Origin of the sequence: Paraburkholderia sp. WS6 (assembly GCF_030464835.1) — a bacterium.
Taxonomy (GTDB): Bacteria; Pseudomonadota; Gammaproteobacteria; order Burkholderiales; family Burkholderiaceae; genus Paraburkholderia; species Paraburkholderia madseniana.
Genome location: NZ_JALQCK010000011.1, coordinates 179,392 through 193,173, shown reverse-complemented (window position 1 = coordinate 193,173; position 13,782 = coordinate 179,392). Strand labels below are relative to the sequence as shown.

Genomic DNA, 13,782 nt, shown 5'->3' with positions numbered 1-13,782 from the left:
TGTAGTGTTTACTATTCAGTTTTTGTATTCCAATCCGATATACAGGCAGGTGGCCATGTGGCTTGAGTCGGGCATTGCAGCCGGCCTTGTCGAGTAAACACTACAAATCGCAAATAGCCGGACGCCCGAAGCGGTGCGCCAGGACGGACCCACGGGTCTGCCCAGCCGGCCGCCAATGGCTCATCCGGCCTTCTCATCCAGAGGAAATGAATCCATGAAGACCAACCGCAACACGGGAATCGTACGCGTCGCCCTGGGCGTCGCCATAGCCGCCGCGCTTGCCGCATGTGGCCATAGTGCGCCATCCGCGAGCGACGCGAAGGCCGTTCTTGAGTCACGCATTGCCGGCTGTCCGTACCTCTCACTCACGGACTTCAGCAAGACCAACGGCATTCCGGGCGATGACCCGACCAGTTATCGCGTTGAAGTGTCGTACTCGATGAAGCTCGAGCCGACCGATGACCAGAAGGATCAGATCAGGCACATCGCTGAAGACAACCAGAAGATCCGCGCGCTGCAAGCTTCCTACAACGAAAAGCTGAGCGCTGTCCCCAACGATCCGGATGCCGGTCAGAAGATCCTGAACGACGAAGCAACGGAGATTGGCACCGTCCAGACCGACATGTCTCACTACCTGACGATCCCAGGCTTCTACCAGAAGGTCTTCCAGGAATGTCCGGATGTCCAGCGCCAGTTTGTCCGTTCTTTCGAGGATCAGAACGCGACGCTCCGGGAGTACACGGACACGGGCGCCACGCGCAGCTTCACCGAGACGATTTCGATGGCGAAGACCGACAACGGATGGCAGGCCGCGCGATAGCCGGCCGGCATCCCATCACATCGCCTGCTGCCTTCCCGCAGCAGGCGATCAACGAAGCCGTCCACGCGACGGCAATCACACGTAAAGGGAAACCAAGGAATGAAGAATAAATGCGATACGCGAATCGCAAGGCTCGTGCTGTGCGCTTCGATGGCCACCGTTTTGGCTGCCTGCGGCGGTGGGGGCAGCAGTGGACCGGCTCCAGGCTCGTCCAGCTCAAGCAGTAGCCCGACTACCACCGCTGCAAGCTCCATGAGCGGCACGGTAGCGATCGGCAATCCACTCACAGGGGCGCCGGTCACTGTGCTCGATGCCACGGGCAAGACCGCTAGTGCGACCTCCGGCACCAACGGCACCTACAACGTTTCGATCAGCGGTCTGACGGCGCCATTTGTGATTACCGCCACCGATCCGTCAGGCGCGTCCGGCACCCTGTATTCGGTCGTCGCTACTACGTCGACCAGCAACAGTGCGCCGGTGACGGCCAATGTGACGCCACTCACGACGGCGGTGGCGGCGCTGCTGACTGCCAGCGGCAACCCGCTCACGCTGACGCAAACCAGCGGGCTGTCTGCCGTCACGACATCGGCCGTGAAAGCGGCCGTGACTACTCTCGACACCGCGCTCGCGCCGATCCTGGCCGCGAACGGCCTGTCCGCTACATCGTTCGATCCACTCGGTGGAACCTTCACGCCGAACCAGACGGGTGCGGATGCCGTGATCGATTCCGTCGCCGTGACGCCCTCGACCAGCGGAACGGGTGTGCAGATCGCGAGCCTCGCTGATCCGAACACCGCGATCCAGTTGAACCAGAAAACCACGGTCTCGACTGCGCTCAGGAACCCGTCGCAACCGGCGAACTACCTGGCTAGCCTGCTCACGCAACTCGGCCAGTGCATGACAGCGATGCAGGCCAATGCGAATGCGACCAGCTCGGCCTGTTCGTCCGCCATCGACGCGAACTACCTGAACGACGGTAAAGGTACGGGTGTCGCGGGCTTTGCCAAACGCCATACGCTGTTCACGAAGGGCACGACGTTGCAGGGCGTGAAGACCGTTGCATTCCTGCCTGCGGGCACCCTCCCGGCCGTCAGTAATCCAGCCGCGCTCGTGTACTTCCTTGTCACCGACCCGAACGGCACACCGGACTTCGCGAGCGAAATCGTGCAGCAACTACCCAACGGTAGCTGGGACATCATCGGCAACCAGGAGCAATACAACATCTATATCGCGTCGTTCCTAGGCCGCATGCAATTCACCGATAGCACCGATGCCGGCAATGGACGCTATGAGTCGGGGCTGGACATACAGATTCCGACGAGCGTAACCGTCAACAGCACATCGACCAGCGTCGGCTCCGCTCTCGTGCAAGGTGCTGGCTTGCCGGCCAGCGGCATATACATGCTGGGCGGTAATGCGGGCTTCGGGCCGTATCTGATGTTCCCGCTGAAGTCTGTCGCCGTGCCGCCGGTCCTTCAGTCCACAAGTTCCCCGTCGTGGCCGGATGTCGGCATGAGCACGCAGTACAAGTGGTCCTGGGCATCGCTCGCCGGCGGAAGCAGTTCGTTCACGCCGACTACCCCGGATTACGCTTCGGCTACTGCGAACGTGTCGGGTATCCAGCAGTACGGCGCTTACACCGTTACCCTTTTCGACTACACAGGCAACCAGATCGGCACGCCGCAAACCGTGCTCAACATCGCGCCGAACCTTAATGCAGCAGCCGGCACGACCATCGCATGGCAGACGCTGGGCAGCGATGTAATCGCCAACCTGCTGACGCCGGGAGGATCGGGTACGACAACGGCCAGCTCAGGACAGGGTGCCTCAACGAAAGCGACGATCGACTGGACAGTGCCGTCAGTATCTGGAATCTATCCGAACTCGTGGGTTTCCCTCGATTCACAGGGTGCCGGCACGTACACGAGCGGTGTCGAAACATATCAGGCTCAGCCTTATGACGTCATGAATTGGGCGACACCGACGGTCAGCGGGACGACCTGGTCGTCTACCGTGTCCCGTTACGTCGATCAACTGACGGCAGCGCCCAATGCAGCAGTGGAATCGGCCGTTCAAGTGCAGCTCGGCTGGCAGGCTGACGGCGAGTATTACAGCAATACCTGGCAGTACAACAACTAACCGGTAGGCCGGACCGCGCCCTGTCCAGGCAGGTCGGTGATGGTCCCGTGAGTCAGGAAGCCCGTGATCGCTCACGGGCTTCTTTTTTTGTCTGCTCTGACGGTCCGCAGTTCAGGCAGGTCGCCTGGCGAAGCGTCCTCGTGACCCGCTGATAGAATCCAGCGCGGAGGGAATCGTTCCCTGGTCTGGGGTAGTTATGGATTACCGCGTTAGCTATGAACATAGCTTGAAGAACAAACCGGACGAGTTCATCGTCCACGTCCCGTCGCAGCTCGTCGACGACATACCGGCCAATGTACCGCGCGCATTGCTGTCCGAGTACATCACTGACCTGATCCTGAAGCGCTCCCCCCAGATCGGGAAGATCCGGCATCTACGGATTCTCTGAGGAGAGCAGGCCTGCTCAACGGACGCGGTTCGTCACTCAAACCAATACTTGCAGCATCGCCCAACAATCCTAGCTTACCGATGATCAACGTTCTGCCTCTCGCGCTCGCTATCTACTGGCTACTGGAATATGTGGTGAGACGCGCCAGCTACCCGGGTAAGATGGAGCCCGCTGGTTTTCGTCCAGAATGGATACCCGGAGGTGAATGGGCAATCATCGTAAGTCCTGGGTTCTGGCTCTCGCGCTGCCTAGCAAATCGCACCCGACCACTCCCCAAGCCGCAATCTACGTCAGCCCGGCGTATCCTGATCACGAAAAGCAATCTGTTGAATCTGGTGGTCAGCGCCCTGATCGCTAGCATAAGCCTGCTCGCTATGCTTTCAACACGCGGAGCATTGGCCTGGTCACTCATTGCTGATCTTGCCGCACTGCGTTACATCTCGCGGACGACCGAGATTGCCTACGCCTTTGGAAGAGATGTGCTTACGCCAACAGAGAACAAAAGCGGACTCGACAAACATGCACGGCTAGGACTGGCCCTTCGCAGCTACTGTGAACTGTTCCTGCTCGCGATTCCCGTCTACTTGCTCTGCTTTCCTAAGTATGCGACGCCCCTTAAGGCTTTGACGCTTTCACTGTGTGTCGGTACGCTGACCAACGTTGGTTACGGCTTGCCCGAAGATCACGGATTCCGTTCGCTGCTGATCTTTCCTCAAGTCATTGCAACACTCAGCCTGGTATTGCTAAGTCTCGCTTCCTACATTTCCCGGCCGGAGCCGGAGTCGGCTCCCGAAGCGGAAGCGGGACCAAAATGACCGTTTCGTTTTACGTCGATGAAAGCGGTCACAGTGGCGATCTCGTCAAGACCGGCAACACATACGATTTTCTTGACCAACCGTATTTCTCGCTGGCTTGCGTTGGCGTTGAAGACGAAGAACGTCTTGCCCTCCTGGTCAGCGAGCTAAAGGTCCGGCATCGGTTCGCACACACTCAGGCGTATGCAAATGCCCACCAGAATGCCCCCGGCGACAGTGTCAACAGTACTTCGACAAACTCAATGAAATCGAAGCCAGCGATCAGGACTACCAGGACGAGCACAAACAAACGATACCGCTGATCGTGGCGCTTAACCAGAGCCGCGCACCGGACGTCTTCCTGAACAAAGTGCAACACACCTGTCCCAACCTACCGAACAATGTGCTCAGCGACTTCTTCCGCCACAAGAGTGTTGTCAATCAGCTGACGGACGGCATGACCTAGGACTACACCGGTACCATCCCGATGACGAAGACAGACAACGGCTAGCAAATCGCTCGCTGACCCTGATCAACAGCGGGCATTGAAGGCTCAACCTGATAGGCGTCATGTAAGGCTCCGCCAACCACCGCGGAGCCTTCTTTTTTTCGTTGATGACAAGAGAACTTCGTAGCGCTACGAACAGACATCGTCGATGGCCGACGGCATGATAGATACTTGAAGCGAAACGGCAACTACGTCAACAAACACCGATAATCACCATGCTCACGATCAAAGGCGTAACTAGATACCTAGCTCTGCTGCAGCGGTAGTAACGATTTCACCGAGGCTATTAAGCCTGTGGCCGGTCGCGGTGCCGCCGCGCTCCTTTCCATCGACAAAGTGTCGCCGCCCGACCTATATCACGCTCGGAACCTATCGATCTCACTTTGCAATGAGGGATCAGGCCGAGGGAACTTAGACACCCACGAGAGCAGGTCGCTTTTCTCGGTTGCGGCGAGCACGCCAGAGTCGTTCAATCTGTTCATGGCACTCAGCATTGCTGCCTGCGTGATGCCCCTAGTCACGAGAGCAGTGTCCATGCTTAGGAGCACCTGCGCATCGCGTGATTCGGGATTGACCGCAATTGCCGCCGCAACGGCAACGTAGAATCCAGTTCGCCTGAAATCGGCTAGTGTTCGCTTATTGATTCTGCGATTGCGGAAGTAGCGCTCCATGTCCGAGAAAACTTCCCTTTTGGTCGACACGCGCGTTTCTTGGTCGGAAATCCATTCGCAGCACTCATACTTGGTCGCCATGTCTCGCAATAAATTGTGCTTTTCGCGAAATCGATACCAATGCTTGTGGATCTTTTCTTCCACTTCGGCGCAGAACGGATTCACCGCCGCCTTGATATTTTGGTCGCGCCGGTTCGCGTTGTAACGACCACCTGTCATCCCTAGGAGGTCGGTTGGCAGATGCATACTAACGTCTTCGGGGGTAAGGAAGAAACACCGGTCCGGCCCCAACGCGCCGCTGAACAGTCCCAACTCATAGACGACATTGTCCCGAGGCACATCGAGCAGCTTGCCGCGAATCTCAGCGGTGTCATCCTGGGAAAATACGAAGATCCCGAAGTCCGCGTTGCGGACCTGCTCCATTAGATCGTTGACTGTCGTTCCAGATAAGCCGAACACACCCCGTGTCCAGACCACCGGCTCGGCGACGCCTTGAAGGTTCGCATCTATCGCATTGGCTACCGCTTTACCCTCGGTTGATGAGCCGATAAACACCCTTGGTTTCATAATGCTCTCAAGTGAAGGAGACAAAAAGTCTTAGTCCACTTAGTATATTCGAACCGCAGTCGGCCAGACTTGCGTCTCGTTGCGGGACTGATCACTCCGCAGCCCGTCGACCTCTCGGCCTGTCGTCTAGCCTCTCAGGGGGTGACGGACGGCGGTGGGGCAAACTGAGATTTGTCCCACGAGGCACAACTGTAGGGCTATGGCGCTTTCGCTCGTTACCGCCTTTGCGTTCCCCAAAACCGGGACAGGACGATCGATCAAGATGTTTCTCGACGAGCGCCGAACACCGAATGAGGATTCCCATGCCAAAGCCACCCGTCGATGTCCGGAAATTGCTGCAGGCCACCGCATCGACCATGTGGGCCGCGTTTCAGCTCAGCGATGCGAGCGCGCGTCCCGACCATAAGGGCTTGCCGCGCGAGGCCGACGTTCGTGCATTCTTGCGCGACCGGCTGCCGCGCAAATTCGGTGTGGCCCGCGGGCATGTGATCCAGGCGGACCGTGCATCGCTCGAGTTCGACGTAATCGTCTATGACGCGCTGAACTGTCCCACCTGGGCCATGGACAGCTCCGGCGATCCTCGACTGCTGGTGCCGATCGAAGCCGTCGTCGGCGTTATCGAGGTGAAGTCCAAGCTGACCACGGATAAGCTCAGGCTTGCCTGCGCCAAACTCGCCGAGTTCGATGAACACCTGCAGGCAGCCGAAATTCAATTACCGCATCGGGCGTTCCGAGCTGTGTTTGCCTACAGTCTCGGTGGCGGCGACACGTTCAACGACTGGCGCTCGCCTGACATCTTCTTAACTCGCTACGCGGCAGAGGTCGCGTGCCAGCCTGATGCGCTGTTTGTGCTCGATTCTCACTTTTCACTGCTGATCAGCTCGCAGTCGGTGGGCAAAGCCTACGCGCTGCATTGGGGGGTATCGGTCGACGAGGTATGGGCGGGGGACAATCGAGAGCCCGAACTTGAGCAAGAGCGGCGAGACTTCTACCAAGATCAGCCCGAATACACACTCGACTACTTTGTATCACCCGCCACGAACGGACTGCTGCTGGCGTTTTTCACGTTCGTATTGGAGGAGGCGGAGCGCTACACGCCGCGTGCAGTCAGCTATGCCGATCGCTTTTACACCTGGGGCGGGCCGGGCCTTGGAGGACTGGTCACCTGGATCGAGCCCGGCGCCGATCTCGCGAAAGACTTACTCAAGTAGTAGCCGCGGTGGCGGACAGAGATCATAAGCGTGGTGGGCAGCCACAGTTTACAAGGGGCAATTTGATGGCGCTGTACGAGATGACCGGCGAAAGCCTCAAAGAAATCAGGCCTCAGACGTTCACGCAGCTCGGGATACTCGAGCGTCAGAACATCCAGAAAGCCATCCGTGCGCACATAGCCGCGATTACGCCAAACGTCAAAACGATGGTGCTTGCGGAAGAGTTCGGAGACTGGGTCGGGGCGAACAGGCGCATTGACCTGCTGTGCCTTGACGATCAGGCCCAGCTCGTAGTTGTAGAGCTCAAGCGTGACAACGATGGCCACATGGAGCTGCAGGCGCTGCGATACGCGGCAATGATCTCGACGATGCGATTCGAGCAAGCTGTTGCAGCGCACAGAAAATATCTCCAGTCGATCGGGTCGGACGAAGATGCGGAGCAGGTGATCCGAGAGTTCTTGGGTGTGGAAGAGGGCAACGTCGCCTTGTCAGATAAGGTGCGCATTATCCTAGCATCAGCCGACTTTTCGACCGAGCTGACGACTACCCGTCCTGTGGCTTAACAAACAACGGCTAGACATTCGCTGCGTGCAGATGCGACCGCACCAGGTTGCCGACCGAGTATTGCTCGACATACAGCAGGTCATACCTCTCCCGGAAGCAGAGCAGTATCAGGTTGCTGTTCGGGAAAAATCGCTCGAGCAGGAAGCCGCACGGGAGTCAGAACGAGATCTGACCCGCTACGATTTGACGATCGGCGATGACGCGTATCCAAATCTTCCAAAGCGCCGGCTCATTCATGCCATCGTCGGTGAGGCATTCAAGCAAGGCGTGCCGGTAAGCGCTATCGAGAGCTCTGTGCCGTGGAGGGGGAATCTCTTTCTGTCCGCCGATGGGGATCTCGACGAAACCGGCTTCGAGAACGCAATCGGAGGCGAACAAACACGCTACTTTACGGCCGATGACGAGCTGTTTCATGTAGACGGCAAGACTTATGCGCTCTCGAACCAGTGGGGGCCGCGTACCTTGCTCGCCGTTGACGCCATCCTCAGTCACATGCCGCGCGCCGACATGATTCAGTACGACGCCACCAGTGGCGTGGCTGATGAAGTGACTTATGGTACGCATGTCATCCGTCGCCGCGATACCGGCACGATCGAGGTAGAGCAAGATGGCGTGCTCCAGTTGCCGGCCAAGCCCGCCCTGCGAGAACTTGCCGCGAAACTGGGCGTTTCGTTACAGAACGGCAGCGGGAAACCTCTCAACTCGCGTGCGCTCGGCGCAGGCGTGATCAATGCGATTCGCGCCCTCTAATAGTTTCCGGGTCTCATGCGGATACGGCATGAGAACCAATCGGGGCGAACAATGCGGATGCGTCACCGGCACGACCAGTCCGGTAACGCATACATTCGCCCGCGCCACGAGCTGCAAACTCAAGCCCGTGAAAGCGTGCGATTCCGACAAGAAGTTGATGCAAGCGTTCGACGCTCGCAATCATTGACACGTCTTGCGCAAGCGAGAAGAGCCGGGTGTTTGGCTCTTTTTTTGCCATCGCACCCGATTTCAAGCTGCTGACAGGCTTGCTTCAATCGGGAAGGGATAGGGCACGCCCGACTTACGCAAGCAGCTTGCAGAGACTCCTGCAGCGCTTACAGGGCTGCGCTACGGCATCTCCATCATCTGCTTGCTCTACGCCAAGAGACTGATCAACGCCATCGCTTTTCACATCATCAACACCAACGTCACGAGGACGCCCAGCCTGCATCTATCCAGGGATGTCGTTGTTTGAAAGGCTGACCGTCCTCGTGGGTCGGCATGTGTCGTCCCGCGTGGAGCAGCAAACGGCCGATTCTGTTTGAAAAAGTCGTTGTAGATGCGGAATGTTGAGTATCCTGGAAGGCATCAACCGACGGGAGCGAATCGTCATGATGGGGCAACTGGATAAGTGGCCACTACTACCCGGCTATGTGTGGTAGGCAACGCTCACGTTAAAAGTGCTTGGCAGCGCCATTCTTCGATCCCGATTTCAGGGTGCCCATCGCCTATGATTGAATCGTCGATCCTCGCGCGAGGCTACAAATGACTAACGCTTACGAAAAGCCTGCCGCTGTCTCGACATCGCGCAACGCGCCCGCTCGCATCAAGCGACGCGTATGTTACGTTGTGCTTGCGGATGTTGTCGCAAGCGGCTGCATGCTTTTCACCGCTGGATGTAAGTTTGACGTCTCGGCCCCGCCGCAGAAGGTCTCATCAACGCCGCCGACGCCTGTCCTGACGTCAACGGTGACGGTCCCACTCATCCTGAACGTCGGCGCCTTGCGCGATAAATTTGTGGCGAACCTTGAGGCCACGCCGCTCGTGCAGGGGACGTCGCCAGATCTGAACGCTAGGCTCTTGGCCGACGACAAAACAATCTTTCAGCAGCCAAACAAGGTCGTCGACGTTGCAGCGAAGGAGGCCTCGTGTGCCGTGGTAGATGTCGCAAAGCCGATTACGGTGTCGGTCAAAGTGGGCACAGAGACAGTCAGCTGCGCGCTCAGCCCTTGGAAGTGGGGAAACTGCGTTCGCGATGTATTCCAGAACCAGACGAAGATGATCATCGAACAGGTCAAACAATGCACGGCCGCGCAGGCAGAAGTCAGCCACATTGCTTATACAACGATCGAGCAGCTCACGCCCAAGGTCTTTGATACAACCGTACGCCTTAACTACTCCGTAAACCTTAATTCGCTCACCATGGAGGTCAACGGATCCCAACTAAAGGCCACAGCAAGCCTGAGCGCGCCCGTGTCCGTGGATATCCAACAGAACCTGCTGGTCGGGAGCATAACCGTCAAAGGTGCGCTAACCTGCACGTCCAACATCGACGCTGCCACCGTAATCAACGTATCGATGGTGCAAACGGACGGCGTGATCGGAGCCCAGGCAGACGCATCGGCGCTCGACCTGGACGTCAAAAAGCTGTGCATTCCAGACGCCGTGCAGCTCGTCGACGCGTGGAGCTTCACCAGTCTGGACTCTGCCGCTGCAACGCGGCTCGTGAAGGTCGCCGTGCAAAAGGCGCTCCTGTCTGCATTGAACGACGCCGTCACAAAAAAGGCGTCCGGCTTTCCACTCAACGATAACCTGTCGAAGGAGGTGGCGAAGGTACAGGGTGTCTATCCGATCGTCACCGACGCCTGGCTCGCAGTTGAGCCTAAACACGTGGCACTCTCCCAGATACAAGGTCAGGTGATCAACGGGTCGCAATCGCTTTCGCTGACCGCATCAATGGACGCGAACCTGAGCGTCGACTACGGCGCGAAACCCACCTTGCCGGCCGCAGGCACGATTCCGGTCACGCTCGGTACACCTGCAACGGCCGTTCACCTGCGACCTCGCGGCGTGCTGTCGCTGTCTAAAATGGCAAGTCTCGCCTTGAGCGCTGCGCGCCAGGAGGCGGGTGACAAGCTTGCCAAGGCGGGCTTCGAGATTGCCAACATCAACGTGTATCAAAGCAACGATCTGCTCGTGTTCGCCGTCGGCATCAACAGCAAGAGCGTTTTCGACCCGTCCGGGACGCTGTACCTGAGCGGCAAGCCTGTCTACGATCCGGCGGCAGGCTCCATCGTCATCGAGAACTTCGATTTCACGGTCGAGAGCCGCAACTGGCTCGCGGACCATGCCGCTGCGGTACTCCAGTCGAAGGCGACGGAGGCCATCGCAAAGAAACTGGTGTTCAAAGTCGACGACCGGCTGAACAAGGTAGCGAAGCAGTTCGCCTCCTTTACGTTTCCGGTGGGCAACGGACAGCTGAGCGGAACCACCACGGCGGCCAGACTCGGAAATGTCTGGGTGCAGGGGGACGCCCTGAACTTTGACCTCATCGTCGACGGACAGGCTCGACTCACTCTCTCGCTTTAACGGAGCGCGGCCATGAAGCAGGGCACCGCCAGCACGGTCTGGCTGACCGTTGGCTTGGCGCTTTTCTACTTTCTCTTCAATGCAGTCGCCGGCGCGCAAGGGTGGCCGTTCAATCTGCCCGGCATCAAATTCGAGGGCTTCGACCACTACGCGATCGCACTCGTTGCAACGCCTATCGGACTCGCGGTATTGAGCGTGCTTCTCTGGATAGGCGCTGGATACGCCCGCCGGTCGGACAGCAAATCCCTCAAACAGCGGCTACCCGTTCCTTTCAAGCTGGGCGATCCGGACAGCGCCTTTCTGCACGCAGCGCAACTCGGCGCATTTGTAGCGTTCCCGGCGATCGCGCTGGTCAGCCTGTACATCAAGTATCTCGGTGGGCAGTTCTGCCGTCATGCGCAGACAGGCGGCACGGGATGCGGCGCTGCAGGCTATATCACGGCGGGAGTGAACTGGCAGCACTTCGCATACGTACCGTTTGGCATGGCGTCCAAGGCAGACGAGTTCATCTATCAAGGCAAGGCGACTTACTGGCCTTTCTGGGAGGCGATCGGGATTACCGCGATGTGGCTGCTGTTCGTTGTCGCGTTAGCGTGGTTCCTGATTGCCGTCTTTCGGTCCCCGGCAACCAGATGAACCGCACTTTGGGCGGACCGATGCAAAGAGAGCAACGCTCAAACAACACCGAAGGAGCCGGGACATGTGCCATTCTCCCAGCACGATATGTGTCGTCATTCGATAGCGGGTAGTTTGTGTGTTGGGGCTCCAGCCGATGCGCTCGACCTGAACCCCGGATTGGGACTCAACGCAGATGTAAAAGTCACCGCCGGACTGGACCCTGAAACCAAACAGCTGATCGAAGATATGCCGGCCGACATCCGCCAGCAGACAATCGCGTTACTGGAAGCTGCCTTGTCACTGGCCGACAAGAGCGTGACGCTCTATCTCGACAAGGTAGATGTTTTTGTCATGCGCAAAATTAAGGGGCATTGGGTGCGCAGCGACTCCGTCGAAGACATTGGGCCTACGGGAGGCCCCCCCTGGCCGGTCTTTGGGACAATCAACGTTCGGATTCGCTCCGCTCTCTCCTCGAAAGCCGCCGTTACTTCGAGCGATACCACTTTGCGAGTCGATATCCACCATAACCCAGCGCCGCAGCTACAACAACAGGAGCGGCAGCGGTGATCACAATACCTGCGGTCATACCGCCGCCAACCACACCACCGATTGCCGCGAGGCCTGAGGTAATTCCCGCAGCGCTCAAGCCCGCGGTACCTGCAGCGGACACGGCGGCAACTGCACCACCCACACCAGCGGCTGCGCCGCCGACGCCGCCAACCACCGCGCCCGCAGTTTCAACGACAGCGTCGTTTTCCTTTACCGACATTTCCCATCTCCCAGAAATTAAACCGTAACGCTTGATTGCGTTGACGTGGCCGGCATCGCCGAGCCACGGACCATCATCAGCAAACCCTTTGCTAATGACCGTATACGGCGGAATTCGAAGAAACTTGAGACAGGCACAGCAGGCAGCCGATAGAGGAATGTTTATGCGGGCAGCCTTTTCACCGCTTTTCGCGGCCGTCCCGGACCACCCAGGCGTTTCTTGCGGACGATACCCATCGTCAGCAGCCTTGACTTCACCTTAGGCTTCACCCGCACACGCTGACCGTCCTTGGTGAAGTACCACTCCGCGTAGCGTGCAAGTTTGCCGACCTGAGCACGATTGTTTCCGTTGATCTGCCCCACCGCCCATCGACCTTTCTGCTCAAGCTCGTCCTTCTTCGGATTGATGTGGCAATTGTGAACGTATCCGCAGTCCTGCGTGATTTTCTTCCAGTAGCGTTCGATACGCTTGACCCAATATTTGATGTTCTGCACCTTCTGGCCGTCAAAGAAAAACAGGCAATGAAAGTGGAGCGGACCGTCGTCGGAGCGCTCGAGCTTCAAAATGTAGCCGGTCATATGCTCGAATAGATCCTTGTCTACGCCGTAGGGATTTTTGAAGAATCGATTACGATCATCCAATGCGGCTTTCACGTCGATTCGCGCGCCGTTCTCCGACAGCTTTGCTCGCTCAAGTTCGGCATCTCTCAACGCTGACCATGCACTCGCATCGCCCGTCTCCCATGTCGTACGCTCGAGCATTGCGTTCTCATTCGGCGCGACCGTCAGGTAACCCATGTCCACGCGTACCGCCAATGTTTTCGAGTAAGCGTGACCTAATTGCGTGACGTATTCTCGAATCGACTTTGCCTCATCCTTCAATACGGCTTTCCAGTCAGCCATGCGTTTCTTGACGTTACCAGCGATTGCCTCACGTCTCATGTATTCGACAAAATCATTGAATACCTCAGCCTCACAGAGCCCCGTTTCCAGCTCCCATCTCGCCCCCTGAAAAACACAGTGTCCGATTTTCGGATGGCTGTTAAAGCATTCGAAGAAGAGCTCAATATCTGGGCTGTACGATTGACCTTTCCAGTACAGATCCATGTATTGATGAAAGTATTTATAGAAGCTCGCGAGATGCGATGCTTCCGTTATGCGCGTTCGCTTGCCATTTCTCTCAACATTGAAAGGCATCAGTTTTGAATACAGGACTGCATTGGTGAACTTGATCAACCGCTTGAAGAGCCAACCGTAGTCACCTGTTTTCCAGTTTCGGTCTACCCTGGTTCTGTGGCCGATACATACACCTTCGTTCTGGGCGATCTGCTCGAACGTCTGATCGAGCATGTCCAGCTTCGCTACTTGTTTAGCATTTTCCATAGCTAGTCTTCT

The 13,782-nt window shown here is 57.7% G+C and carries 13 protein-coding genes; 11 read left to right on the top strand and 2 right to left on the bottom strand.

Features of this window, described 5'->3' with window-relative positions:
- Positions 1 to 214 precede the first annotated feature (214 nt).
- The 5 genes from M0D64_RS16225 to M0D64_RS44890 all read left to right on the top strand — a co-directional run bounded on the left by M0D64_RS16225 (position 215) and on the right by M0D64_RS44890 (position 4,464).
- Positions 215 to 820 (top strand): hypothetical protein, encoded by a 606-nt coding sequence (locus tag M0D64_RS16225; RefSeq protein WP_266258457.1) that lies wholly within the window; start codon positions 215 to 217, stop codon positions 818 to 820.
- A gap of 252 nt (positions 821 to 1,072) precedes the next feature.
- Positions 1,073 to 2,959, top strand: a complete 1,887-nt coding sequence (locus M0D64_RS16220) for a cell wall anchor protein (RefSeq protein ID WP_266258456.1) — start codon at positions 1,073 to 1,075, stop codon at positions 2,957 to 2,959.
- Positions 2,960 to 3,155: 196 nt separating this feature from the next.
- On the top strand, positions 3,156 to 3,347 hold the full coding sequence (locus tag M0D64_RS16215) for a hypothetical protein (protein WP_266258455.1): 192 nt from the start codon (positions 3,156 to 3,158) through the stop codon (positions 3,345 to 3,347).
- Between the two features lie 80 nt (positions 3,348 to 3,427).
- Entirely contained in the window at positions 3,428 to 4,162 is a 735-nt protein-coding gene (locus tag M0D64_RS16210; protein WP_266258454.1) for a hypothetical protein, read from the top strand.
- Complete coding sequence (locus M0D64_RS44890; RefSeq protein ID WP_367619656.1) at positions 4,159 to 4,464, top strand: DUF3800 domain-containing protein; 306 nt, start codon at positions 4,159 to 4,161, stop codon at positions 4,462 to 4,464. The genes M0D64_RS16210 and M0D64_RS44890 overlap by 4 nt, the downstream gene beginning before the upstream one ends.
- 541 nt (positions 4,465 to 5,005) lie before the next feature.
- On the opposite strand, the gene M0D64_RS16205 is transcribed toward M0D64_RS44890, so the two are convergent.
- Positions 5,006 to 5,887 carry a nucleotide-binding protein gene (locus M0D64_RS16205; RefSeq protein ID WP_266258453.1) on the bottom strand — a complete coding sequence of 294 codons (882 nt, stop codon included), beginning with the start codon at positions 5,885 to 5,887 and terminating at the stop codon, positions 5,006 to 5,008.
- A gap of 302 nt (positions 5,888 to 6,189) precedes the next feature.
- On the opposite strand from M0D64_RS16205, the gene M0D64_RS16200 reads away from it, so the two are divergent.
- The 6 genes from M0D64_RS16200 (at position 6,190) to M0D64_RS16175 (ending at position 12,186) form a co-directional block, all read left to right on the top strand.
- Positions 6,190 to 7,098 carry a DUF6602 domain-containing protein gene (locus tag M0D64_RS16200; protein ID WP_266258452.1) on the top strand — a complete coding sequence of 303 codons (909 nt, stop codon included), beginning with the start codon at positions 6,190 to 6,192 and terminating at the stop codon, positions 7,096 to 7,098.
- Positions 7,099 to 7,163: 65 nt separating this feature from the next.
- A complete protein-coding gene (locus M0D64_RS16195) occupies positions 7,164 to 7,661 on the top strand; it encodes a hypothetical protein (RefSeq protein WP_266258451.1) in 498 nt (165 codons plus the stop codon).
- 61 nt (positions 7,662 to 7,722) lie between these two features.
- Positions 7,723 to 8,412, top strand: coding sequence for a hypothetical protein (locus tag M0D64_RS16190; protein ID WP_266258450.1), 690 nt, complete (start codon positions 7,723 to 7,725; stop codon positions 8,410 to 8,412).
- 765 nt (positions 8,413 to 9,177) lie between these two features.
- Positions 9,178 to 11,001: a DUF4403 family protein gene (locus M0D64_RS16185; RefSeq protein ID WP_266258449.1), complete on the top strand. Its 1,824-nt coding sequence runs from the start codon at positions 9,178 to 9,180 to the stop codon at positions 10,999 to 11,001.
- 12 nt (positions 11,002 to 11,013) lie between these two features.
- A complete protein-coding gene (locus tag M0D64_RS16180) occupies positions 11,014 to 11,637 on the top strand; it encodes a hypothetical protein (protein ID WP_266258448.1) in 624 nt (207 codons plus the stop codon).
- A 66-nt stretch (positions 11,638 to 11,703) separates the two neighbouring features.
- A complete protein-coding gene (locus tag M0D64_RS16175) occupies positions 11,704 to 12,186 on the top strand; it encodes a hypothetical protein (protein ID WP_266258447.1) in 483 nt (160 codons plus the stop codon).
- 363 nt (positions 12,187 to 12,549) lie between these two features.
- On the opposite strand, the gene M0D64_RS16170 is transcribed toward M0D64_RS16175, so the two are convergent.
- On the bottom strand, positions 12,550 to 13,770 hold the full coding sequence (locus M0D64_RS16170; RefSeq protein WP_266258446.1) for an inovirus-type Gp2 protein: 1,221 nt from the start codon (positions 13,768 to 13,770) through the stop codon (positions 12,550 to 12,552).
- Positions 13,771 to 13,782 lie beyond the last annotated feature (12 nt).